General features: G+C 57.9%; 20 protein-coding genes. 14 read left to right on the forward strand and 6 right to left on the reverse strand.

Translation table 11 applies throughout. From position 1 onward, the window contains the following. Positions 1–5 precede the first annotated feature (5 nt). Positions 6–962, forward strand: coding sequence for a VOC family protein (locus M0D66_RS10535; RefSeq protein WP_200619455.1), 957 nt, complete (start codon positions 6–8; stop codon positions 960–962). Between the two features lie 68 nt (positions 963–1,030). On the opposite strand, the gene M0D66_RS10540 is transcribed toward M0D66_RS10535, so the two are convergent. After that, positions 1,031–2,179 (reverse strand): porin, encoded by a 1,149-nt coding sequence (locus M0D66_RS10540; RefSeq protein WP_266210715.1) that lies wholly within the window; start codon positions 2,177–2,179, stop codon positions 1,031–1,033. A 454-nt stretch (positions 2,180–2,633) separates the two neighbouring features. Between M0D66_RS10540 and M0D66_RS10545 the strand changes: the two genes are divergently transcribed. From M0D66_RS10545 to M0D66_RS10570, 7 genes are all read left to right on the forward strand, one after another. Continuing rightward, on the forward strand, positions 2,634–3,695 hold the full coding sequence (locus M0D66_RS10545; protein WP_266210770.1) for a catalase family peroxidase: 1,062 nt from the start codon (positions 2,634–2,636) through the stop codon (positions 3,693–3,695). Then, positions 3,692–4,231, forward strand: coding sequence for a cytochrome b (locus M0D66_RS10550; RefSeq protein ID WP_093633683.1), 540 nt, complete (start codon positions 3,692–3,694; stop codon positions 4,229–4,231). Before M0D66_RS10545 ends, M0D66_RS10550 begins: the two co-directional genes overlap by 4 nt. Positions 4,232–4,345: 114 nt before the next feature. Beyond that, complete coding sequence (locus M0D66_RS37950; protein WP_367619316.1) at positions 4,346–4,639, forward strand: LysR substrate-binding domain-containing protein; 294 nt, start codon at positions 4,346–4,348, stop codon at positions 4,637–4,639. 218 nt (positions 4,640–4,857) lie between these two features. Then, the gene (locus M0D66_RS10555) at positions 4,858–6,039 is read left to right on the forward strand and encodes a Xaa-Pro peptidase family protein (RefSeq protein ID WP_167378335.1); all 1,182 of its coding nucleotides are present in this window, start codon (positions 4,858–4,860) and stop codon (positions 6,037–6,039) included. A 54-nt stretch (positions 6,040–6,093) separates the two neighbouring features. Continuing rightward, a complete protein-coding gene (locus M0D66_RS10560; protein ID WP_266210716.1) occupies positions 6,094–6,432 on the forward strand; it encodes a cupin domain-containing protein in 339 nt (112 codons plus the stop codon). Then, positions 6,429–8,063: a choline dehydrogenase gene (locus M0D66_RS10565; protein ID WP_266210717.1), complete on the forward strand. Its 1,635-nt coding sequence runs from the start codon at positions 6,429–6,431 to the stop codon at positions 8,061–8,063. The genes M0D66_RS10560 and M0D66_RS10565 overlap by 4 nt, the downstream gene beginning before the upstream one ends. A gap of 117 nt (positions 8,064–8,180) precedes the next feature. After that, the gene (locus M0D66_RS10570; RefSeq protein ID WP_093633678.1) at positions 8,181–9,044 is read left to right on the forward strand and encodes a glycine betaine ABC transporter substrate-binding protein; all 864 of its coding nucleotides are present in this window, start codon (positions 8,181–8,183) and stop codon (positions 9,042–9,044) included. A gap of 70 nt (positions 9,045–9,114) precedes the next feature. Here the strand turns inward: M0D66_RS10570 and M0D66_RS10575 are convergent, their stop codons facing one another. The 5 genes from M0D66_RS10575 to M0D66_RS10595 all read right to left on the reverse strand — a co-directional run bounded on the left by M0D66_RS10575 (position 9,115) and on the right by M0D66_RS10595 (position 14,739). Beyond that, positions 9,115–9,996: a LysR family transcriptional regulator gene (locus M0D66_RS10575; protein ID WP_266210718.1), complete on the reverse strand. Its 882-nt coding sequence runs from the start codon at positions 9,994–9,996 to the stop codon at positions 9,115–9,117. 259 nt (positions 9,997–10,255) lie between these two features. After that, positions 10,256–11,443, reverse strand: coding sequence for an MFS transporter (locus tag M0D66_RS10580; protein WP_266210719.1), 1,188 nt, complete (start codon positions 11,441–11,443; stop codon positions 10,256–10,258). A gap of 209 nt (positions 11,444–11,652) precedes the next feature. Further along, positions 11,653–12,510: an NmrA family NAD(P)-binding protein gene (locus M0D66_RS10585; RefSeq protein WP_093633675.1), complete on the reverse strand. Its 858-nt coding sequence runs from the start codon at positions 12,508–12,510 to the stop codon at positions 11,653–11,655. A gap of 473 nt (positions 12,511–12,983) precedes the next feature. Then, a complete protein-coding gene (locus M0D66_RS10590; RefSeq protein WP_266210720.1) occupies positions 12,984–13,304 on the reverse strand; it encodes a DUF4148 domain-containing protein in 321 nt (106 codons plus the stop codon). A gap of 481 nt (positions 13,305–13,785) precedes the next feature. Then, complete coding sequence (locus M0D66_RS10595; RefSeq protein ID WP_093633673.1) at positions 13,786–14,739, reverse strand: LysR family transcriptional regulator; 954 nt, start codon at positions 14,737–14,739, stop codon at positions 13,786–13,788. A gap of 102 nt (positions 14,740–14,841) precedes the next feature. Between M0D66_RS10595 and M0D66_RS10600 the strand changes: the two genes are divergently transcribed. The 6 genes from M0D66_RS10600 to M0D66_RS10625 all read left to right on the forward strand — a co-directional run bounded on the left by M0D66_RS10600 (position 14,842) and on the right by M0D66_RS10625 (position 21,941). Beyond that, on the forward strand, positions 14,842–15,714 hold the full coding sequence (locus M0D66_RS10600) for an NmrA family NAD(P)-binding protein (RefSeq protein ID WP_266210771.1): 873 nt from the start codon (positions 14,842–14,844) through the stop codon (positions 15,712–15,714). 352 nt (positions 15,715–16,066) lie between these two features. Further along, the gene (locus M0D66_RS10605) at positions 16,067–16,750 is read left to right on the forward strand and encodes a 2Fe-2S iron-sulfur cluster-binding protein (protein ID WP_308112680.1); all 684 of its coding nucleotides are present in this window, start codon (positions 16,067–16,069) and stop codon (positions 16,748–16,750) included. Continuing rightward, positions 16,737–17,717 (forward strand): xanthine dehydrogenase family protein subunit M, encoded by a 981-nt coding sequence (locus tag M0D66_RS10610; protein ID WP_200622872.1) that lies wholly within the window; start codon positions 16,737–16,739, stop codon positions 17,715–17,717. Before M0D66_RS10605 ends, M0D66_RS10610 begins: the two co-directional genes overlap by 14 nt. Next, positions 17,714–19,915, forward strand: a complete 2,202-nt coding sequence (locus M0D66_RS10615; RefSeq protein ID WP_266210721.1) for a xanthine dehydrogenase family protein molybdopterin-binding subunit — start codon at positions 17,714–17,716, stop codon at positions 19,913–19,915. Before M0D66_RS10610 ends, M0D66_RS10615 begins: the two co-directional genes overlap by 4 nt. Before the next feature lie 234 nt (positions 19,916–20,149). Beyond that, positions 20,150–21,118: a cyclase family protein gene (locus M0D66_RS10620; protein WP_200620008.1), complete on the forward strand. Its 969-nt coding sequence runs from the start codon at positions 20,150–20,152 to the stop codon at positions 21,116–21,118. A gap of 4 nt (positions 21,119–21,122) precedes the next feature. After that, complete coding sequence (locus tag M0D66_RS10625) at positions 21,123–21,941, forward strand: SDR family NAD(P)-dependent oxidoreductase (protein ID WP_234486788.1); 819 nt, start codon at positions 21,123–21,125, stop codon at positions 21,939–21,941. Positions 21,942–22,006 lie beyond the last annotated feature (65 nt).

The following is a 22,006-nucleotide window of genomic DNA, read 5'->3' on the forward strand; positions in this document are numbered from 1 at the left end:
CACAAATGGCTATATTGGGTGTGCAAACAGTGGTGTTCGGCGTCGACGATATGGCGCGCTGCACACAGTTCTTCGATGATTTTGGCCTGGTGAGAGAAGATACCGATGCCGTAGAGTACAGACTACGCGAAGGTTCGAACGTAGTTCTGCGGCAGAGTACAGATTCCGCGCTGCCGCCGTCTTTCGGCTCTGGGCCGGGTGTCCGGCAGGTTATCTGGGGAGTCGATAGTCAGGCAAGCCTCGACGCGATCGAGGCTGACCTGCGCCGCGACCGGGCCGTCGAAAAAGACGCTTACGGGCGAATCTATTGTGTCGACGATGCGGGGTTGTCAATCGGGTTTGGTCTCTTCGAACGCCAACCGCTGATCTCGGACGAAGAGCTGGTCAACTCGCCTGGCCGCTCGCTACGCTGGAATCGCCACCGTAAATGGTTCAAGCGCGCGGCGCCTCAGCTCATCCATCATGTCGTCTTTGCCTGCCCGGAATACGAGAAGGCGGCCCGGTTCTATCGGGATCGACTTAAGTTCCGCATAACGGATGTTTCACGCGATCGCGGCATATTTCTCCGAGCCGACGGGCGGTCCGATCATCACAACCTGTTCTGGCTAAAAGACACGCGCGCCCGATTTGTCCATATCTCGTTCGGCGTCGAAAATCTGGATGAGCTTGTAGCGGGTGCGAATCATATGCAACGCACGGGCTGGACAAGCAACCTGGGGCTGGGGCGGCATCGGCTTTCTTCGACGATTTACGCTTACATCAACAATCCAGCAGGCGGTGAGGCCGAGTATTCGGCCGATACCGACTGTCTGGACGATCGCTGGCAACCGAGGATCTGGAACCCGCCGTTTGCAAATCAGCATTGGGTCGCGAATCTGCCGGAGTTTCTGATCAAGCATCCCGAGGAAGATGTGAGGCTGCTAGCCGAGATCGATCCCGAACTGGCCAGCATTCCGGAGTAGCCGGAAGGCTTGCTTCAGAACGGCCAGCCTCGAAACAACCGAGCAGGCGGCCGTTCATCGGGGAGCGGCTAGAACGAGTGCCGGATGCCAAGCATGCTGCCCACCTGACTCATCCCTTTGCCTGGCGTGGACGCTCCGCCGCCGCTTACGGAATAAGCGGCCTTGGCGCTGTTCTGCAGAAAACCAAGTTGCGCATACACTGCCGTGCGCGGCGACAAAAGGTAGGTGGCGCGGGCCACTTCCATGCTTGCTCGCGTATCTTGCTGGCGATCGATAACCCGCTGCAGCAGCATGTCGAAAAACAGCGCCGGCGACATCTGATAGTCCGCCTCCAGCGCATATTGATTCGACGTGATGGTGGGTGTTGTCGTTGAGGCCGAGTTCACATGACGATCCAGCCATACTGCCCCGAAGGTGAACTTGCCCACCTTCGCATACCCGTCCAGCACCAGACGTGCGTCCCGATTGCCGCTGCTGGTCAGAGCAACGGGTGTCAGGCCGTTGAAGAGGCTAGCCGCGGCACCCGGACCACCATTCTGGCGATCGTAGCTCGCCGCGGCGCCCCAGCTTCTGGCGTCGTATTTCAGCAGAAGCGACCATTCCCGGCATGCCGCGGCATTGCCGGGAATACTACCTGCGCAGGTTCCATCTCCGGGCGTATTGAATCCGTTTGCCGGTGACGCGTCCCGACCGAACGAGTAGCTTGCGCCGACCGTCAGGCCTCCGACGTGCTTCTGATAGACGACCGTATTGTCGCTGCGAGGATTTGCAATCCATGCATCGAGCGAAGCCAGTCCATAGATGTTGGTGCCGACGATATCGGCGGGCTGCAGCGACCAGAACAGCATTGAATACTGCCGACCGAAGGTCAACGCACCGAGCGGACCGTCGATCCCGACAAAGGCTTGTCTGCCGAACAAGCGGCCACCCTGATTGAGGCTGCCTGTGCCGGTTGCAAAACCGCTTTCGAGCGTGAACACCGCGTTGTAGCCTTCGCCAAGCGGCTCTGAGCCTTTCAGACCCCACCGCGAGGGTAGCTCGCCGGTGGTGCTCGGCATTCGCACGAGCGAACCGCCCGTCGGGTTCGCGTGATTCACGTATTCAATGCCCGTATCGATGATTCCGTATAGCGTGACACTCTGGGCGCGGGCCGCGCTGCACCACGTTGAAGCGAGCGCAGCTACGAGAACGCCTGAGATCGCCGTGATCCGATTCATGCCTGTCTCCAATGTATATTTTATAGTACTAACTGATGTGAAGCGGTCTGGAAAGCATTTCCACCTAACGTTCGGCGACCTCCAGCCTTTTCGCGTTTCCTTGGTGCGCGGTTGGTCGCCGGCGCTTTCTCTATCGGCAAACTTTGCCGAAGATGCGATTACGGTTTTCGAGACCGAAGCGCGTGAGACACGATCGCATGCGCAAAGCCGTGCTTCGTGTCACGAATGGGATCGCATGGATGGAATTTATATTCCCACAATGGGGAATTGTCAATTGACTGGATGGGAAGGATTTCCCTTAGTCAATGTACGAAGCGTCTCGGCTGATTTGCCGGGATGGCGGGTGGCGGGGTAGGGGGAAGCGAGACGAGTGCCGGTTCAACGCGCATCTTCCTGGCACGAGTTTCATAATGCTGCTAGATTTTCGCTACCTGCACTCTTGATCGAGAGTCCCATGACCGACAGACCGAGCTCCAACGTTTCCGTTACGCGTTCGCTGGCCCTGATCGCACTTGTCGTTGGCGTGGTAGTGCTTGCCTTCGCCTACACCGCAGGCTGGCTTTCGCCAGACCGCCTGACCCCCGCAAAAATCGTCAATGGCCTGGCGCCTCCAGGCGGACCCGCTTTGGGTTTCCGGCGTAACCACGCTAAAGGCGTCTGTTTTACCGGCACATTCGAGTCGAATGGAGGCGCAGCAGCGCTGTCAAAGGCGCAGATGTTTGCGCCGGGCTCGTATCCGGTCACAGGACGGTTCAATCTGGCCACGCCGGATGCCAAAGCCAAAGACGCTGCCGTGCGCGTTCGCGGCCTCAGCCTGCGTGTGGTCACACAGGATGGAAACGAATGGCGCTCGGCGATGATCGATGCGCCTTTCTTCCCCGTTGCGACGCCCCAAGGCTTCTATGCCCTGTTGCAAGCTTCGGCGCGAACGGACGACCCCGACGCGATGAAGAACTTCATTGCCGCCCACCCTGAGTTTGCGAGATTCGGTGCGTGGGCAACCGGCGCACCCTGGACGGCGTCTTATGCGCAAGAGCGGTATAACAGCCTCAACAGCTTTATCTTCACGAACGCAGAAGGACAGGATCAGGTCGTGCGCTGGTCCTTTGTACCGGAAGCGAAGCCTGAGCCTGTCTCTCCGGACGATCTTAAACAGCGCAGCCCCGACTTCCTTGCTTCGGACATTACGCAGCGGGTGAGCAGCGCTCCGCAACGCTGGACGATGATCGTCACCCTCGCCAATCCGGGTGACCCGACTGCCGATCCGAGCAAAGCCTGGCCTGATGATCGCCGCAAAGTGGAGGCCGGCACACTGGTGGTCAACGCCATCGAACCCGAAGCCAATGGGCCGTGCCGTGATCTCAACTTCGATCCGACAGTGCTTCCTTCGGGCATTCGTGTTTCTGACGATCCGTTCCCCGCTGCGCGCTCGGCGGCCTACTCGGTATCGTTCAACCGTCGGACCGCCGAGGACAAAGACTATCCGCACACGCCAACCGCAGGGGGCAAGCCATGACATCGAGCCACAAGCGCTTCACGCCAATACAGCGCGCTTTGCACTGGATCATGGCGATATGCATTCTGTCGATGCTGTTTATTGGCGTTGGCATGGTGTCGACCGTTCGGCCCGACTATCTCACGCTGGTTTCGATTCACAAACCGTTGGGCATGCTGATTCTCGTGCTCGCGCTGATCCGGCTGATAGTAAGACTTGTGCGAGGTGCGCCGCCACTACCATCAGATATGCCTGAGCCGATGAAGCTTGCGGCTTATCTTTCGCATGTAGCATTCTATGCGTTGATGTTTGCACTTCCGCTACTCGGCTGGGGCATGCTGTCAGCAGCCGATTATCCCGTCGTGGTGGCCGGCATTCGACTGCCGTCATTTTTGCCTCACAGCAACGAACTGCACACGCTGCTCTGGAATGCGCACAGATTTCTTGCGCTGTGCTTCTTTGCGCTGATCGTTCTTCATATCGCAGCCGCGCTCTTTCATGCGCTGGTCAGGCGTGATGGCGTTTTTCAGGCCATGGCGTCGTGGCGCAAAGGGTAGAGGTTTAAGCGGAAGAAGGTGTATGCCAAATCCGGTGACCGGCGAGCCTCAACGAGCGCTCGCCTTATCATCGGCTGTGCTATTGGCCTCCTAGCGGAGCGACCATTAAACAGGATGACTCTTGAAAGGATAGAGGTGGAGGCGCGCTTTGTGGCAAATTCGGTGCGTGCGCTTAAAGCGATTGCCGCCACGAACGACGCTGTGACCTTCTTGCCGAAGATATCGGTTCAGCCTGAATTGAATCAGGCTAGCCTTTTTGCGCTGCCGAGCTCGAACCCGATTCTGCAGTCCGCACGCGCTCAGGTCTTTGTTCGACGCGGCAGGACATATTCGTCCGCGCTTTCAGCATTAGTGAGCGTAATGGGTGAGCGGCGGTACTTTTCGACATCGCCTTTGAAAGGCAGATAGCGGGAAATCGGCCAGCCGGACCATCTGCCCTAACGCGCCATTCAGCCGATATTTGGTCCCCGTCTGCGACGCAGCGTCCCGTCACGGCCCGCAGATTGCTCCCGACGCGTGATTCAAAAAATTTGAAGTACCGCGTCAGATACTTTCGTTTGCCGACTGAAATTCGACCGGGTATCTTCAAACTCACCAGTGACGCTTGAGTCTTGATGAGGAAGGAAATGGAGGCAATCGGTTACGACAGGGTGAGCGCTTATCGGCTCGAGCGAACGCGCTTGATGCTCGCGGAAGCAGGTGTCGACGCCGCCATTCTGTTTGACCCGCTGAACCTTCGATACGCGACCGGCAGTCGCAACATGCAGGTGTGGAGTTCGCACCATATGGTCCGCTACGTGTTCGTTCCGGTTTCTGGCCCCGTTGTTCTGTTCGATTACGGTGGTGCGATGCACCTTTCCGACAGCAACACATTGATCAGTGAAACGAGACCCGCGAAATCATGGGATTACTTCGGCTCCGGAAGCCGGGCCGCTGAACACGCAACCCTATGGGCGTCCGAGATAGCTGACCTCCTGCGGGAAGTCTGCGGACAGGATGCCACGCTCGGTCTGGACCGGGCCGATCTCTTGCCATTGCGAGCGCTCGACCGGCTAGGCGTACATGTGGTCGACGCCAAAGGTCCTCTCGAACTCGCAAGATCTGTCAAATCAACCGAAGAGATTGAGATCATTCGTGGCTCGATGCAAGTTTGCACCGATGCCATTACCTTCATGCGTCAGCATGCCAGACCAGGAGTGTCGGAAAACTATCTCCTCTCTCTGCTGAATCAGTACAACATCGAACACGGTGGTGAACATCAGGAGACACGATGCCTCGCGTCTGGCCATCACACCAATCCGTGGTTCACGGAAGCGTCCGCCAAGATCATTGAAGCAGGGGAAATGCTGGTGTTTGACAGCGATCTGGTGGGTCCAAACGGCATCTTCACTGACCAGACTCGCTCGTTCGTTATTGGAGATTGTCGTCCGACACCCGAGCAGCGGACCAACTACGCTCTCGCTTACGAGCAGTTGCAACACAATCTGTCGTTGCTGCGCCCAGGCTTAACTTTCGAAGAATACGTCCAGGCGTCGTGGCAGATGCCGGATCTCTACGTCCCCAACCGTTACGCGGAGATGGTTCACGGAATCGGTTTTGGCGTGGAATACCCACTCGTCTATTTCCGACAGGATGCTCCGGCGTGGCAGTACCCTGGCGAATTCGTGGAGGGTATGACCGTTTGTGTTGAAAGCTATATTGGCGCGGTCGGAGGTCCAGATGGTGTCAAGCTCGAACAACCCGCCTTGATTACATCAACCGGCCCAGTCGCTCTTTCTGACTGTCCGTTTGAGCTCGACTATCTTTGAAGATAAGCGGGCAATCGTCGATTTCCACATTTTTCTCGATCCCGGTCTCAGGTCATGTCCACCAAGAAGTATTTTTTCAGCACTGCGCCGATTTACAACATTCGTGCTACTAAAGATATTGAAAGAAAAACGATTGAGTGGTCAACGTGGGTATGCAATGACGACAGCTATGTCCATCGATATTTCCCTGGCGCTTCGTTTTACGTTGTGAGGGGGAGGGCACGTCTAACTTTCCCAGATGGGACGGTTGTTGATATCGAAGCGGGTGATTTTGTGTCAATAGCCACGGGTGCCGAGGCAACGTGGAAAATCGACGCCGAGATCGAAACTAGATACTGCTATCACGCCGATGTGCCCACGAGCGGCAACCGTGCTTCGCGGGTGAGCGCATGAGCCAGACGGCGATATTCGACTATGTTATCGGAGGCGCAGGCTCGGCGGGCTGCGTATTGGCTCGAAGACTGGCTGACGCCGGCCACACGGTTCTGCTCATCGAAGCGGGGCCGAGCGATAACTCCTGGATCATTCGGATGCCTGCCGGGCTGCGATCGATTTTTCGGCCGACCTCGAAGTATAACTATTGGTTCCAGACTGAGCCGCAACATCATTTGAATGACCGCCGGATAACACAGCCCCGCGGACGCGTACTAGGGGGGTCCTCATCGATCAACGGTATGACATGGCTGCGAGGTCATCCACTGGATTACGAGCGATGGGTAAAGGAAGGTGCAACAGGCTGGGGATGGGAAAACTGTCTCCCGTATTTCCGCAAGATCGAGCGAAGCGAGGTCGAAAGCGAGTACCGCGGTGCGGAGGGATTTATTCGCGCACAGCGCCAGGAGCGCCTGAGCCCTCTGAACCGGGCCTTCCTGGCTGCTGGACAGCAGGCAGGCTATCCGCTGACCGAAGACGTTAACGGATATCAGCAGGAAGGCGTGTCGCGTTTTGAAATGAGCGTTGACAGAGGTATTCGAAATAGCGCCTCGTATGGGTACCTGCATAGCCGGCCCGATGACGACCGGTTGACTGTCTGGACCGACAGTACCCTGCGCAGAATCAACTTCGTCGGGAATAGAGCCACCGGATTCAACGTGAAGCGGCATGGTGAGCTCGTGAACGTTGTGGCACGTAGGGAAACCTTGCTTTGTGCTGGCGTTTTTGGCTCTCCACAACTGCTGATGCTGTCGGGGATTGGGCCCGGGGAGCATCTCAGCGAACACGGCGTCGACTCACGCGTGAATCTTCGCGGCGTCGGGTCAAACCTTCAGGACCATCTTGAGTGCCACATTCAGATCGAGACTCGTGAGCCGGTATCGTTGAACCGGGAACTTCAACTGCACAGAATGCTGATCGCCGGAGTTCAGTGGTTCGGTTGCAAAACGGGCGTCGCGGCGGTGAATCAATGCCACGTCGGTGCGTTTCTGAAAAGCGCACTGGACATTCCGCATCCAGACATCCAGTTCCATTTTTTTCCCGTGTTCTTCAACAAGGACTGGACGCCAACCAGGCATACAAATGGGTATCGCATCGGCGTTGGCCCGATGCGTCCGACGAGTCGAGGACAGGTACGCCTCAGAAGTGGCAGGGCTGATGATCCTGTTCTGATCGACCCGAATTATCTTGCCACTGAAGAAGACTGGCGTGTCATGCGTGAGGCAGTACGTCTGGGGCTTCTGTTTTCCAGCCAGCCAGCGTTCCGACGCTATCACTTTCGGGAAGACATGCCAGGAGTCGACACAACTGACGTCGAACGCCTTGATGAGTTCATCCGCGAAGATGCCGCCAGCGCCTACCACCCATGTGGCACGTGCCGCATGGGATCAGGAAACGACCCAATGACGGTCGTAGACGCTGATCTCAAGGTGTTGGGAGTGGACGGACTTCGAGTCATTGACGCTTCCGTCATGCCGTCCGTGCCAAGCGCCAATATCAACGCCGCGACGATCATGCTGGCCGAACGCGCCAGCGACCTGGTACTCGGAAAGAAACCGCTGAGTCCCGTTGCTCTGAAATTTCACTCGTGAGATTCACTTCGATCGGTTCCAGGCGATGAGGGATCAAATTGATCGAGACGAGGTCGCCACAATGTTGAGCACCAGTAGGAAATACCACTCCACATGTCCAGGGAAAAGGAGAACCAAATGAAACATCTCAAGAAGCTTGTTCTGGCCGGCGCATTCGCGCTCACCGGTCTCATCACCGGAAACTCGATGGCGGACTCAAAGCCGACGCTGAACCTTGGCTATGTGCAAGGCTGGGATGACAGCGTCGCGTCTGCAACGGTGGCGGCACAAGTCATCGAGAAGCGCCTCGGATATCCCGTCAAGCTTATTCCCGCAGCACCTGGCATCATGTGGGGCGGCGTCGCGCGAGGTGACCTCGATATCATTCTCGCGGCGGCTTTGCCCAACTCACACGCCGCTTACTGGGAACGATACAAGGATCAGGTCCACGACCTTGGCGCCAACTATCTTGGAGCAAAGATAGGGCTCGTCGTACCCGACTATGTCTCCATCGACAGCATTGCCGACCTGCAGGCGCATAAGGCGGACTTTTCTGGGCGCATCGTCGGGATCGATGCGGGTGCGGGCATCATGAAAAAGGCTGCGGACGCGATCAAGGTCTACAACCTGGATTACCAATTGCTTCCCAGCTCGGGACCGGCAATGGTCGCGGAACTCTCCCGATCCATCAACTCACACAAACCTGTCGTCGTGACGGGATGGATACCGCATTGGATGTTCGCGAAATGGAAGCTGAAGTTCCTCCAGGATCCGAAGAGTGCTTTCGGCGACGGAGATCATTATGATAGCGTAGTTAATCCGAGCCTCGACTCGAAAGCGCCTTCGGTGGTTGCATTCCTGAAGAAGTTCCAGTGGAAGCCCGGCGAACTCGACAGCATTATGCTCGCCACGGAGAACGGCGCTAAGCCCGAGGATGCCGCTGCTTCGTGGATCGCCGCGCACGGAGAGCGCGTGAACACGTGGGTCGGCGCGAGTCAGTAATTCTGGCACTTGCCGAACGAGGTAAGCAACGACGTGCCTGCGCGTATGCCCGAACACCTGAAAATTCCGGTCAAGGGCTTCCTTCGGTACGCCGGGCCGAAATAATCAGCTGCGTTTGCAGAAAGGCCGCAATCGCCTCCATTCCCGGCTTTCCTCCGCTAGAGACTGCGAGGCGGATCCGGAGGCGATCGTTGACCGGCGTGATCTTAAGTCTGTTCGCCACGTTGGTTGTCAGGCTCAGCGAGCTCTGGGGGATGAGGGACGCGCAAAATCCGTTCTCAACGGCCGAGACAATGCTTGCCAGATTTCCTGAACGGAAGGCGATTCTGTGTAATGGAGCGTGCTGAGCTGCGAGACGTAGGGTCATGTCTCGCAGCACACAATCGACGTCCAGTAGTCCGATCGGCGTATAGCCGCCGGTAATAGGCTCGACCGGCAAGGGCTCGGCCCAGACGAGGCGCTCCTCCCAAAGGGGCAAGCCGGAGTCGATGTCTACATCCTGGGTCAGAATGGCGAGGTCAAGCTCATCATTCTCGATCTTTCGGCGCAGCTTCCGGCTCAGGTCACATTCAACTGAAGGCACTACCGCTGGGAAATTGCCGTGCAGGTACGGCAACGCCGCAGACAGGAGCGCAGGTGCATAGTCCGCCGGTGCGCCTATTCTCACCTCACCAGCAATAGGATCGCTCGCGAACGCATTGACCAACGTGTTCTCAAGCCGGAGTAGGGCACGCGCGTGAATCAACATTCGCTCGCCAGCCGGCGTGACGCGGAGGCTCTGATTGTTCCGCTCCAGCAACCGCTGCTGGACAGCGTCTTCGAGCCGCTTGATCTGCATGCTGACTGCCGACTGCGTCAGATGAAGGTGTTCCGCCGCGCCTTTGAGGCTGCCGGAAAGGCAGACCGTCGCGTACGTCTCCAGAACATTCAAGTCGAGTTTTCCTCTGCGCATGGTTCGATCCACGTAGACGACAGCGTATTTTGAACGAGAAGTGGCGGCGAGGCTACGGCGATGCGGGTGCGCTGCACCCGCTCCGTGTATTGATGGACGAACGGTACGGAGGAAAGCACACACGTCATTCTACATACACAACTGAAACTCCAATTCTGTTATGAGTCGCGTGCCGACTCCGACTCCGACCGCGTCCGCGCAGACGCGGATCGCCCCGTCTCTATCGAAGCAAATGATGAAGTCGATGTTGAAGGGTTCTCTATAACTCCCTGTCTGGAGAAAATACCGCGGCTAATGAGGCAGTCAGCGCGCCTGCCGCTGCGATGCACCGCCAATCGATCAGCAGCAGGGGGGAGACCAGAGCAGAGCCCAATGCGCCGCCAAGAAAGAAGATGGCAATGTAAAGACTGTTCAGGCGACTGCTGGCTGATTGATCCAGCTCTAGTATGGTTCGCTGTGAAATGACGTGCGATACCTGCACACCTGCGTCGATCATCAGTGCTCCTACGACCCATCCTGTCACCGAATCCAGTGACCCTACCATTGCGAACCCGCAGACGACAAACGAAATCCCAGCGATGCGACCAATCCGCCCGAACCCATGGTCGGCTGCGTAGCCAGCGAAAGGTGCCGACAGTGCGCCGGCTGCCCCGACGAGCGCGAACAATGCCACAGCCATCGAATTGAACCCGAATCGGTGCATGAGGATGATCGGCGCAGTACCCCAGAAGAGGCTAAATGACGCGAATAGGCATGCCTGGGCTGTTGAAAGTTGCCGCAGGGATCGGTGCGCCCGCGCTAGCGAAAGTAAAGATCCGATCAACGCCTTGTAGCTGTGCCTTGCTTCCGGTTGCCTAACCGGAAGCTGGCGACTGAGAAGAAGCGTGAGCGCGACGAGAATGACGGCGTCGAGAATATATAGACCGCGCCACCCCAAGACGTTTTCAGCGATGCTCGCAATAGGTCGCGCAAGCATGATGCCCGCGAGTAGTCCGCCAGTGATCTTGCCAACTACTCGACCTCGGGACGCATCGTCAGTCATGTGCGCCGCCAAAGGGATAAGCATCTGTACGGCGGTGGTTCCGACACCAAGAGAAAACGCGGCGACCAGGAGCAGAACAGCATTGGTTGCGCCTGCCATCGCAGTCAACGCGACGCAGAGTCCGGTGAGTGTCAGCAAAACGAGTCGTCGATTCTCCACGAGATCCCCGAGGGGGGCGAGAATGACTAGTCCGACGCAGTAGCCCGCCTGGCTGAGTGTGATGACCAGACTCGCGCCCCAAAGCGGCAGTCCGACCTTGGGCGCGATGAAGACGATAAGCGGTTGTGCGAGGTAACTGCTGGCTGCGATAAGTCCGCATGCGAGCGCCATAAGCGCAGTCATCGCAAAGCCGATGTGGTGAGTCGAAGAAACAGGCGATTCCTCAATTGATAGATCTGCTGCCACTGTACCCCCCTGATTTGGGGCTGGACGTTGATTACGTTTTGCTCAACGCCCAGCCGCCCGATTAACTAATCAACGGGTCGATTTTCCGAGGACTCCTCCGAGCCATCAATATCGCGACTCTCATCTCATCAATGCCGTTTTGTCATTTGTTCGGGCAGGTATGTAGCTGGAAACAGAAACCGATTTTCGGTCGGCGTATCTTTGCCCAGTTACGCAACCAGCGTCTTCAGAACATCGTCGAGCGGAATTTGGGCTTTACGGTGCTCAATGCCAATACCGCCCTGGAAGTCAATCCAACCCTCGTTGAAGCCATCGATCATGCGGATACGGGGCATTGGATACTGCATGCCTTGTGACCGAAACAGTGTTTCCCATGTATCGCGCGGCACCGGAACCATGCGCACAGGATGGCCCAGGGCGGCGCTGAATCCGGACGCGATGTCGTTTGCGCTATAGCGTGCAGGCCCCTCCAGTTCGACAATTCGCACGCCGGTCCATGCGTCACGAAGGATTTCTGCTGCGTTGCGTCCGATGTCATCAGCGGCCACCATCGGGATGGGATGGTCTAGCGGTTGCAGGAAGCAATGAATTGCCCCTGTGCGCGCGGCATCTACATCCCACGCTGCGTTTTCCATGAACCAGGCCGCACGAAGCATGCACACTGGGAGGTCCAGCGTGCGAAGCATCTCCTCGGTCATCCTGGAGTTATTGAGCAGGTTGGGCTCCGCGACATGCGCACCAACTGTCGAAAGGAACACTACCTGTTTTGGCTGCGCAGCCAGCAGCGCTTTCTTGACTGCAACAGCGTTAGCCTGCGTTTGCGGGAAGCCTGGTTGGGGATCGTAATTCGGAGGTGTCATCAGGAACACGCCGTCTGTGCCCTCGAAAGCCTTCGTAAGCGCTTCGGCGTCGCCGATTTCCGCAAGAGCGATCTCGCAACCGAGCTCTGCCCATGATTGACCCTTCGCGACGTCGCGGACAACGGCACGAACAGGTAGTCCTGCCTTCAAAAGCGATTGAGCGACGACACCGCCGACTTTTCCTGTAATTCCTGTAATTGCGTACATTTGATTTAGTCCTTTAAACGATATTGAAACTGTCGGGGCGGCGGACATAGCCTGCCTTCGGAGATCAGCGGCGAAGGAAGGGGACCTCGCCGAACTTCAGGAAACGACGAAAACCGCTCGAATACCGTTCAATCTGGCATCCAGACAATTGGTTGACGGCGAGTAACCCGGCAGAGCGCTGATTCAATGCATCGCTGCCTTCTGATGAAGCGTCTTGGAGCTTAAGTTGAACGACCTGGTAAATGAATATCCGCCACGTCAGAAGTCATATGACAAAATGTCATTAAAAATAACGATTTGATTCAATAGACTTGAGAGTGTGTGACAGTGGCGAGGCTACGCATGCTGGCATTGGGTCCGTAGTAAAGCGCGCGGGCGATTGGCTACAGGTAATTCGGGCGAGTGAAAGTCCAGCCTGAAGGCGACCGTCCGGCGAGGCAGAGTGCAGATTTGCGGGCCGGACGGCATGTCGTTCAGTGATGCGCAAAGAGAGAACTGAGCCCTTTAGCGACAGTGCGGCTGCCCGATGCCACGGAGCCGTCCTGTACGCCACCGAAACTGCTTTCGACGTTGGCATCGGTGTCGCGCTGTGCGCTGATCTTGGCCTCGGCAGCCTGAATGTCGTCCGGGTAGTGGGGATCGTTCCTACCCGGGAGGTAGCCGGCGTTTTCGATCTGCACGAGTTCGGCGCGCACCTGGGCACGGGTTACGGGGGAAGCGGTTTCCTGGGCATGGCTCGCGATTGGAAAGGCAAGGGCAGTTGCGACGGCCAGGGTGAGTTGACGGAAGTTCATGGCAAATCTCCTTCGGTTTGGGTTAAGAGAAGAACGTATGGTTCGGAATGGATTCTGGACAAAAGGAGATGAAACTGAAATAGCATCGCGGTCATCGCATTGATGCCGGATTGTCATGAAATGAATCGCCGGGAAGCTGACAGGAAGAAATGAATCGAGCAACCGAAACGCGTCGCAGCTAAATTCTGCGGCCAGCGCTGCTGGCAAAATGTTCGGCAGGTATCCGCGTCGTTGGGAGGCGGGCTGTGGGGTATGACGTCCCCGATATGTCTTGAGGTCGCGGCGGACGACGGTTCAGGTGAGAGCCGGAAGCGGCTGTCTACCGCGATAGGGGACTGGCCTGGTGAAAGCCACGGAAATGCGCCGGTTTTCAACGGCAGGGAGATGCGAAATCGTCAGCGCGGTGTCACGGCCGGACGGGTGAACCGCTCATCCACGCGGGACAAGCTTTCGAGCTCAAAGATGGTGAACGATCTTGTCGTTAGGGACGACTAGCCTTGGGTCGCCTATCAAGCGTTTTTTCTGGCGCTGCGCTGAGCGACACAATGAAATCGAGAAACATGCGCACCTTTGCCGGAACATGGTGGCGGGAAGGATAGAGTGCGTAGAGAGGGAATCGATCGTCAGGCCAGTCGGGGAACAGCTCCACGAGCCGGCCATCCGCGAGTAGTTGTTCTACACCGAGCTCCATCACCTGAGCAATGGCGTGCCCGGCCACGCAGACGCTATGCATGGTGCCGACATCGTTGACCGTGAGTCGCCCAGCCACCTCAACGGAAATTTTTTTGCGTCCGCGGTGAAATTCCCAGTCGAAGGGCCGCCCTGTTTCGGGATCCCGAAACCTTATGCATTGGTGAGTATCATTTTCGAGCTCGGAGGGTTGCTCGGGGCGGCCCTTGCGCTTGAGATAAGCGGGCGCTGCAACCGTCAGGATGCGCGTATCGAGGAGCTTTCGTGCCACAAGACTGGAAGGTCGAGGTTCACCAAATCGGACCGCGAGGTCAAAGCCGTCGGCGATCATATCGCCGAGCTGATCTCTTGTGACCAATTCCAGTCGGAGCTCCGGATACTGATCGATAAATGACCCTAGCTTCGGAGCAAGGAGCAGGCGGGAAAAAAATGGATCGACATTGACCCTCAGGCGACCGCGTACGGCGGTCGCTCCTTCGGTAGCGGACGTCGCGGCCTCTTCAAGCGCCGCAAGCAGTGGTATCACTTGTTCGCAGAGGCGACGGCCCTCATCCGTCAGCGTAACAGAGCGCGTCGTGCGATCCAGGAGACGGACCCCGAGGCGCGCTTCAAGCCGTGCTATGCAGCGGCTGACACCGGACTGAGACATGTCGAGCATGTCACCCGCACCAGCGAAACTACCGGTGTCGACTATCGCGGACAGAACACTCATCCCGTTCAGAATTCGTTCGTCGAAGCCGGCCATCAATGCCTCCGCAGCATTTATCAAATGACACTGATGTTATCGCGAAAGGACGTGTCGACGCACAAAATTGCCGCATTGAATGATGCGAATCAGGAGGGGCCAATGTTTGCGGTTACCGGAATTACCGGGCAAGTAGGAGGGGTCGTTGCACGTGTTCTGCTTGCGGCAGGACTGGACGTGCGTGGAGTCGTTCGGGATCCTGTCAAAGGAGAGGGCTGGGCAAACCAGGGATGTGAGGTGGCAATAGCCGAAATGAACGACGCAGTCGCCTTGGCACGTGCTTTTGACGGAGCCGACGCGGTCTTCATTTCGCTCCCCCCGAATTTTGATCCCGCGCCCGGGTTTCCTGAGTCTAAGGCCGCAATCGCCGCGTTGAGTGACGCCCTGACCGCGTCAATGCCCAAGCGTGTAGTTTGTCTGTCCACGATCGGTGCCCAGGCAACGCAGCCCAACCTGCTGCAGCAATCAGGAATGATGGAGCGAGCATTCGGCTTGCTGCCTATGCCAGTCGCGTGCCTCCGCGCGGGATGGTTCATGGAAAACACGGCATTCGACCTGGAGCCGGCGCTCGCGTCCGGTGTAATTCCCAGTTTCCTTTATCCGTTGGACAGGCCTGTTCCTATGGTAGCAACCGCCGATGTAGGCCGGATGGCGGCGAACCTGCTCCGCCAAAATTGGACTGAGCACCGGATCATAGAACTCGAGGGACCGCGTCGGACGACGCCCAACGAAGTCGCTGAAGTGTTCTCCCGATTACTAGGTAGGAATGTTCGGATGGAGCCTGTGGCTCGGGACACGTGGGAGCGTCTGTTCGCGTCCCAAGGAATGAAAAATTCATTGCCGCGTATCCAGATGCTGGATGGTTTCAACGAAGGGTGGATCGAATTCGAACGCCCGGCGAGTACAGTCAAAGGCAGCGTTCCGCTGGAAACAGTCGTGCGCGGGGTGATCCAACGTATGTCTGAAACCGTCTGACTGTACCGCTGTTTCGACCTTGGTAAAGGTGTCAGTCGTTGCTTGCATTTCTTGTAATTATCGTTTAATAATTAAATGATGACTCGATGGAGCAAACGGATCGCTCTGGTCGTGCGTGGAGTTGGGGTTGTACGAGGCACTTAGACGGGGAGCAAGCAACTCGCAGTCGATATTGATGACAAATCGTCATTTAAAAAATGACATAAACGCTATCGAGCCTTCGGTGTCGTGCGCGCACAATAAACCAGATCCTCGGTTCGAAAGCGTCTCGACGGGTTCTTGAGTGGTTGTCTTCCATGAAATCGAAGCACGCTTTGTGTTCGTGATGTTATGCAGATATTGAGGAATACACATGAAAGACGATCAGGAAGCAAAATCAGATCTGGCCGACGGCGATGCACACCAAGGAGGGGGCGGCGTGGCGATGACTCGCCGCGGTCTATTCCGGTCAACTCTCGCCGCCGCGACGTCAGTGGCGCTGAATGGCGTCCAGGCTGCACCCGTCCCTACGTCGACGCAGGGCAGGTCTCACGCTCCGCGTGCGAACAATCTTGTTCGCATATCGGTCACGATCAATGGCGTTGCGCATCGTGTAGAGGTGCGCTCCGACGTGACGTTGCTCGATCTGCTGCGGGAGCAGTTGCACCTCACCGGTGCCAAGAAAGGTTGCAACCGCGGGGAGTGCGGCGCCTGTACGGTTATGCTGGACGGAAGACGAGTCAACTCCTGTTTCGTTCTCGCGGCCACCCTGGAGAGCCGGCACGTGACGACGGTCGAGGGACTCGCGGCTGGCGATTCGTTGCATCCGGTGCAGCGTGCTTTCATAAAATGCGATGCTTTCCAGTGCGGGTTCTGCACGTCGGGGCAGATCATGTCTGCGGTCGGCTGCATTGAAGAGGGGCACACCAAGTCCAATGCGGAAATTCGGGAATGGATGAGCGGAAACATCTGTCGATGTTCGGCCTACCCTCAAATCGCCGAGGCAGTCCAGACGGCTTCGGTCGAAATGCACGGAGGCGTCCATGGAACCGTTTGAATACGAGCGGGTGTCATCGACAGGTGAAGCACTCGCACTTGCCCATTCCAGCGGGTCAGCGTTCCTTGCAGGTGGCACCGAGCTGTTGAACTGGATGCGCATTGGGATCGAGCGGCCAACGAAGATCATTGATATCGGTCGAATTGAGGGCTTGTCGGAGATCCGTCAGACATCGTCCGGCGGGCTGACTATCGGTGCGTTGAGCAAGCTGAACGATATCGCCCAGCATCCGCAGGTCATGCGTGACTATCCTGTCCTCTCGCAGTCGATATTGAAGGCTGCATCGGCGCAAATCCGGAATCTGGCGACGATAGGTGGAAATCCGCTGCAACGTGTGCGATGCCCATATTTCCGCGCGGACGAGCCGACACCCTGTAATAAACGCGTTGCGGGTTCGGGCTGTGCTGCGCTGCACGGTTTCAACGAGAAGCACGCCATTTTCGGCTGGACCGAGGACTGTGTGGCCGTACAACCATCCGACCCAGCGGTCTCGCTTGCGGCCCTCGACGCGGTATTCATAACCGACCGTCCCGGGGGAGGCCGGCGAATTCCAGCCCGCGACTTCCACGTGCTGCCGGGCGAGAGCCCGGCGGCGCATCACCGACTCGCGGGCGGGGAGTTGATTACGGCGGTTGAATTGCCGAGAGCCTGGCCAAAGTCCGCCTATCTGAAGATTCGCGAGCGCGAAAGCTACGAGTACGCGACTGTGTCGGCAGCCGTGGCGCTCGAACTTGACGGTGACGTCATCACGAATGCGCGGATCGCGCTGGGTTCGGTGGCGATGCGGCCATGGAGGTTGGACGAAACTGAGCGCAGGCTGGTTGGTCAGCGTCTGGGCTCCGCAGGCATAAATGCGGCCGTCGACGCAGGTCTTGTCGATGCGCGCCCACTCTCGCGCAACGGCTATAAGGTTGTTATCGCACGCAACGCAGTATTGCGCACCATCGATACGGCAGCGAGGACATGATGAGCAATCTGGGTCAATCCATCCCCCGGCATGACGGCCCCATCAAGGTCACAGGTTCCGCGCTCTATGCGGGCGACCGGAACCTCCCGTCCCAACTCTATGCGGTGTTCGTCAATGCGACGATTCCAGCAGGACGTGTCGTCTCGATCGAGACGACGGCCGCTCTGGCACGAGTCGGCGTGGTCAGAGTGTTGAAGGCGTCCGACATGCCGCGCGTGCATCGGAAGCTGGACGAAATCAGCGTGCCGCCGCTTGCGACGCGATTCATGCCCATGCAATCGGATGACATCGTTTACGAGGGACAGCCGGTTGCCATGGTGTTGGCTGAGAGTTTGCAGGCAGCCGAAGCGGGCGCTGCTGTCGTCCGCGTGTGCTATGAAAGGCGGCCGTTTGTCGTACCTGACACCGCGCCTGCCGCAGACGTTGCTCCAGATAAGGGTAATTATTCGAAAGCGAATGCACTCGAATTCCACAAGGGCGATGCCGCTGGGGCGATTGCGGGTGCTGCATTCCGCGCAGGCGGCGAATATACGCAACCCTCTCGTCATGGCAATCCGATGGAGCCGTGCGCCATTCTCGCGGTTTGGGAGGGCGGGAGGCTGACTGTGTACGATGCGGTGCAGCATCTTCCAGCAGTGCAGAACACACTGGCGGCGGCATTCGGAATCGATCATTCTAAAGTTCGCGTTGTCGCCCCGCACACGGGCGGAGGCTTTGGCACCAAAGCCTTTGTATGGCCTCATGAAATCCTGGTCAGCATGGCTGCCCGCGTCGCGGGTCGGCCGGTCAAGATGGTGCTGACCCGCCAGCAGCAGTACGGCATGGTCGGCTATCAACCCCAGATGACCCATGAAGTACGTCTTGGTTCGGATTCGCAGGGTAGGCTTCTCGGTGTTAGCCATGAGGCCGTAAATGTCACAGGTGTGACCGACGACTATGTGGAATTTGGTGCGGTACCCGCGAAGTCCTTCTACGCCTGCGAGAACATTTCTGCTACCCACCGAATCCGCCGTGGTCACGTTGTATTGCCGACCTTCATGCGTTCACCCTGGGATGGTCCGGGGTCCTGGGCACTGGGCTCGGCCATGGATGAACTGGCGAGATCTTTAAACGTCGATCCTCTCGATCTGCGCCTGGCTAACTACACGGAGCTGGACCCCGAGAGCGGAAAGCCGTGGTCGTCGAAAAAGCTGCGGGAGGCCTACGACGAAGGCGCAAGACGCTTCGGGTGGCGCGAACGTCCGAAAGGCGGAACGCTTGACGGTCACTGGCGGATCGGATGCGGAATGGCGGACTGCAGCCAGGGGCAGGCACGGTTTCACTCGACCGCGAAGGTGAGGCTACGCGCGGACGGGACGGCTCAACTTGAATCAAGCTTCTGCGACATTGGCACGGGGCCTGCCACGGTGTTTCCTCAGATCGTTGCCGATGTGCTCGGGCTGGACCCGGCGCAGGTGACGGCGCTATCGGGCGACACGAACCTGCCGTATGCCGGGCCCACCTACGGATCGAGCACCACAATAAGCACGGGTGCCGCAGTACAAAAGGCCGCACAGGATGTTCGGTCCAAACTGGCGAGGCTCGCCGGTTGGCCCGCGGACCAGGTTTCGCTGGAGGGCGGACATATCGCTTACGGCAGTACGTCGCGCACTATCCGGGACATTCTGGGCGAAGCGGGTGTGGCCGAACTCGCATCGGAGGGCGCATTTGATTTGCCTGGCAACGCGCCGGTCGATATGGGTTCTCCGGGATTCCCAACGCGATCTTTCGGGGTTGTCTTTGTGGAAGTCGCTGTTGATCCCGAGCTGGGACTGCTGCGACTTCGCCGGGCAACAGGAGTCTATAGCGCGGGCCGAATCATCAACTCCATGACGTCCCGATCACAAATGATCGGCGGCATTGTCTGGGGCTGGGGTATGGCCGCCATGGAGGCCAGCCACTACGAGCCGACACTCGGGCGCTGGCTTGCAAAAGATCTTGCGGGCGTTCCCATCCCGGTGAACGCGGACATCCCACCTGATATAGACGTGGCGTTTATCGACGAATTCGACGCGAACTCCGGTCCGCTTGGTGCCAAGGGGATCGGTGAACTCGGCGCGACAGGCGTCGCAGCGGCCGTAGCGAATGCTGTATTCGACGCAATCGGCGTACGTGTACGCGATCTGCCAATCACACCTGACAAGCTCATCCAAACGTAAAGCGGTGTGACGAGGCGTCTGACCGGTTGAGTGTGCCGTGTGCCGCTATCGCTCGGTCGGCCCGGCGGCCCCATGATGCGGCCGCAGCGACGCCAGGGGATGCTGTATTCATCGCTGTACGGTAGATCAGGAAGTACCCCAGGTTCTGCAAAAAAATTGGCTGACGACAGATGAGTCTCTTGACATTTGCCTTGGCGACTTATAATTTATCAAATAATAAACAAGGAGACGGAAATGGTACATCGTTACGACGCAAACAAATTCACGCTGGACCACGTGCGTAGCACCGCCGAGCGGTGCAAGAACTGGGGTAAGTGGGGCCCCGACGACGAAATCGGAACCCTCAACTACGTCGCGGAAGAGGATATCCAGGCCGCAGCGAAGCTTGTCCGCAAAGGCAAGGTGTTCTCCCTCGGTTTGAACTTCGATCGCGACGGTCCGCAGAAAGGGCACTGGGGAAATCGCTTTAACCCGATCCACACGATGCTCGCCACCGGGACCGACGCGGTTGCCGGAAACCAGGACGCGGGCGGTCTTAGATATGCGGATGACGCCGTTTCGCTGCCACTGCAGTGCGGCACACAGTGGGACGCCCTTAGTCATATCTTCTTCGACGACAAGATGTGGAACGGCTACGACGCAAGACTTGTGGATAGCGATGGCGCGCAGAAGAACGGCATTGAGAAGACGAAGGCGAAGATGGTAGGCCGCGGTGTGTTGCTCGACGTTGCGCGCTATCTGGGTGTCCATTCGCTGCGGGACGGCGATGCAATCTCGATCGAGGATCTCGAGGCGACACAGCGAGCTCAGGGTGTGACCGTGCGTCGAGGCGACTTTGTGATCGTGCGGACGGGTCATATGGAGCGTTGTCTTCACGAGGGGGACTGGGGCGGATACGCAGGTGGTTCGGCTCCAGGTCTCGCCTTTGAGACGGCGAACTGGGTGCATGACAAACAGATCGCGGCAATTTGCACTGACACATGGGGATGTGAAGTGCGCCCGAATGAAACCGACGACTGCACGCAGCCGTGGCATTGGGTCGTGATCCCGATGATTGGGATCAGCATGGGGGAGATTTTCTACGTGAAGGAACTCGCGGAGGACTGTGCGAAAGATGGCGTGTACGAGTTCATGTTCACCGCGCCGCCATTGCCGATTACGAAAGCAGTTGGCTCGCCTCTCAATCCGCTCGCCATCAAGTAGTTCCTTGAACGGTACATCGGAAGAGCGGGATGCCGAAGATAACTCCACGGGAACAATGATGCGGTCGCAGAAATCGTCTTCAGACCTTGACGGTCTGGTGGCTCTCGTGACGGGAGCCGGGAGAGGGCTCGGTGCAGAAATCGCAGGCGCGCTCGCACAACGTGGCGCCAAAGTCTACGCACTAAGTCGCAGTGCGAGCGAACTTGACGAGGTGGTCACGAAAATCCACGACGCCGGCGGTCAGGCGTCTGCACTCGTATGCGATGTCACAGATGTCGACGCGTTTTCTGCGATGGTCGACCGCATGGATCGGCTGGATGTCCTCGTGAACAACGCGGGAACGAATTTCCCGACCGAATTCGTTGACGTTACTTTGGAGCAGCTCGACATCATGCTGACGCTCAACGTGCGATCAATGTTTACGGTAGCGCAGTCGTGTGCTCGCAAGATGATTGCGAGCAGTACGGGCAGAGGCTCGATTATCAACATGTCGTCGCAGATGGGGCATGTGGGTGCCATCCGTCGGTCGGTGTACTGCATGACAAAGCATGCGATCGAGGGGCTTACCAAGGCGATGGCGCTGGAGCTCGCCGCATACCGCATCTGCGTGAATACGGTAGCTCCAACATTCGTCGAGACTCCGATGACGAAATCCTTCTTCGAGGACGCCAGGTTTCATAGCTGGGTCATGGAGCGATTGCCAATGGGGCGGCTGTTACCGGCGGAGGATGTCGCGGCGGCCGTTTGTTACCTGGCGTCACCCGCAGCTGCGATGGTGACAGGAACAAGTCTGAGGATAGACGGAGGCTGGACTGCGCAGTGATGGAAGCAGCAGATGGCGCGCTGCATGCCGTAACCGCTAGCAGCGACGATATCGCTACACAGACT

Origin of the sequence: Paraburkholderia sp. SECH2, from assembly GCF_030464795.1 — a bacterium.
Lineage (GTDB): Bacteria > Pseudomonadota > Gammaproteobacteria > Burkholderiales > Burkholderiaceae > Paraburkholderia > Paraburkholderia aspalathi.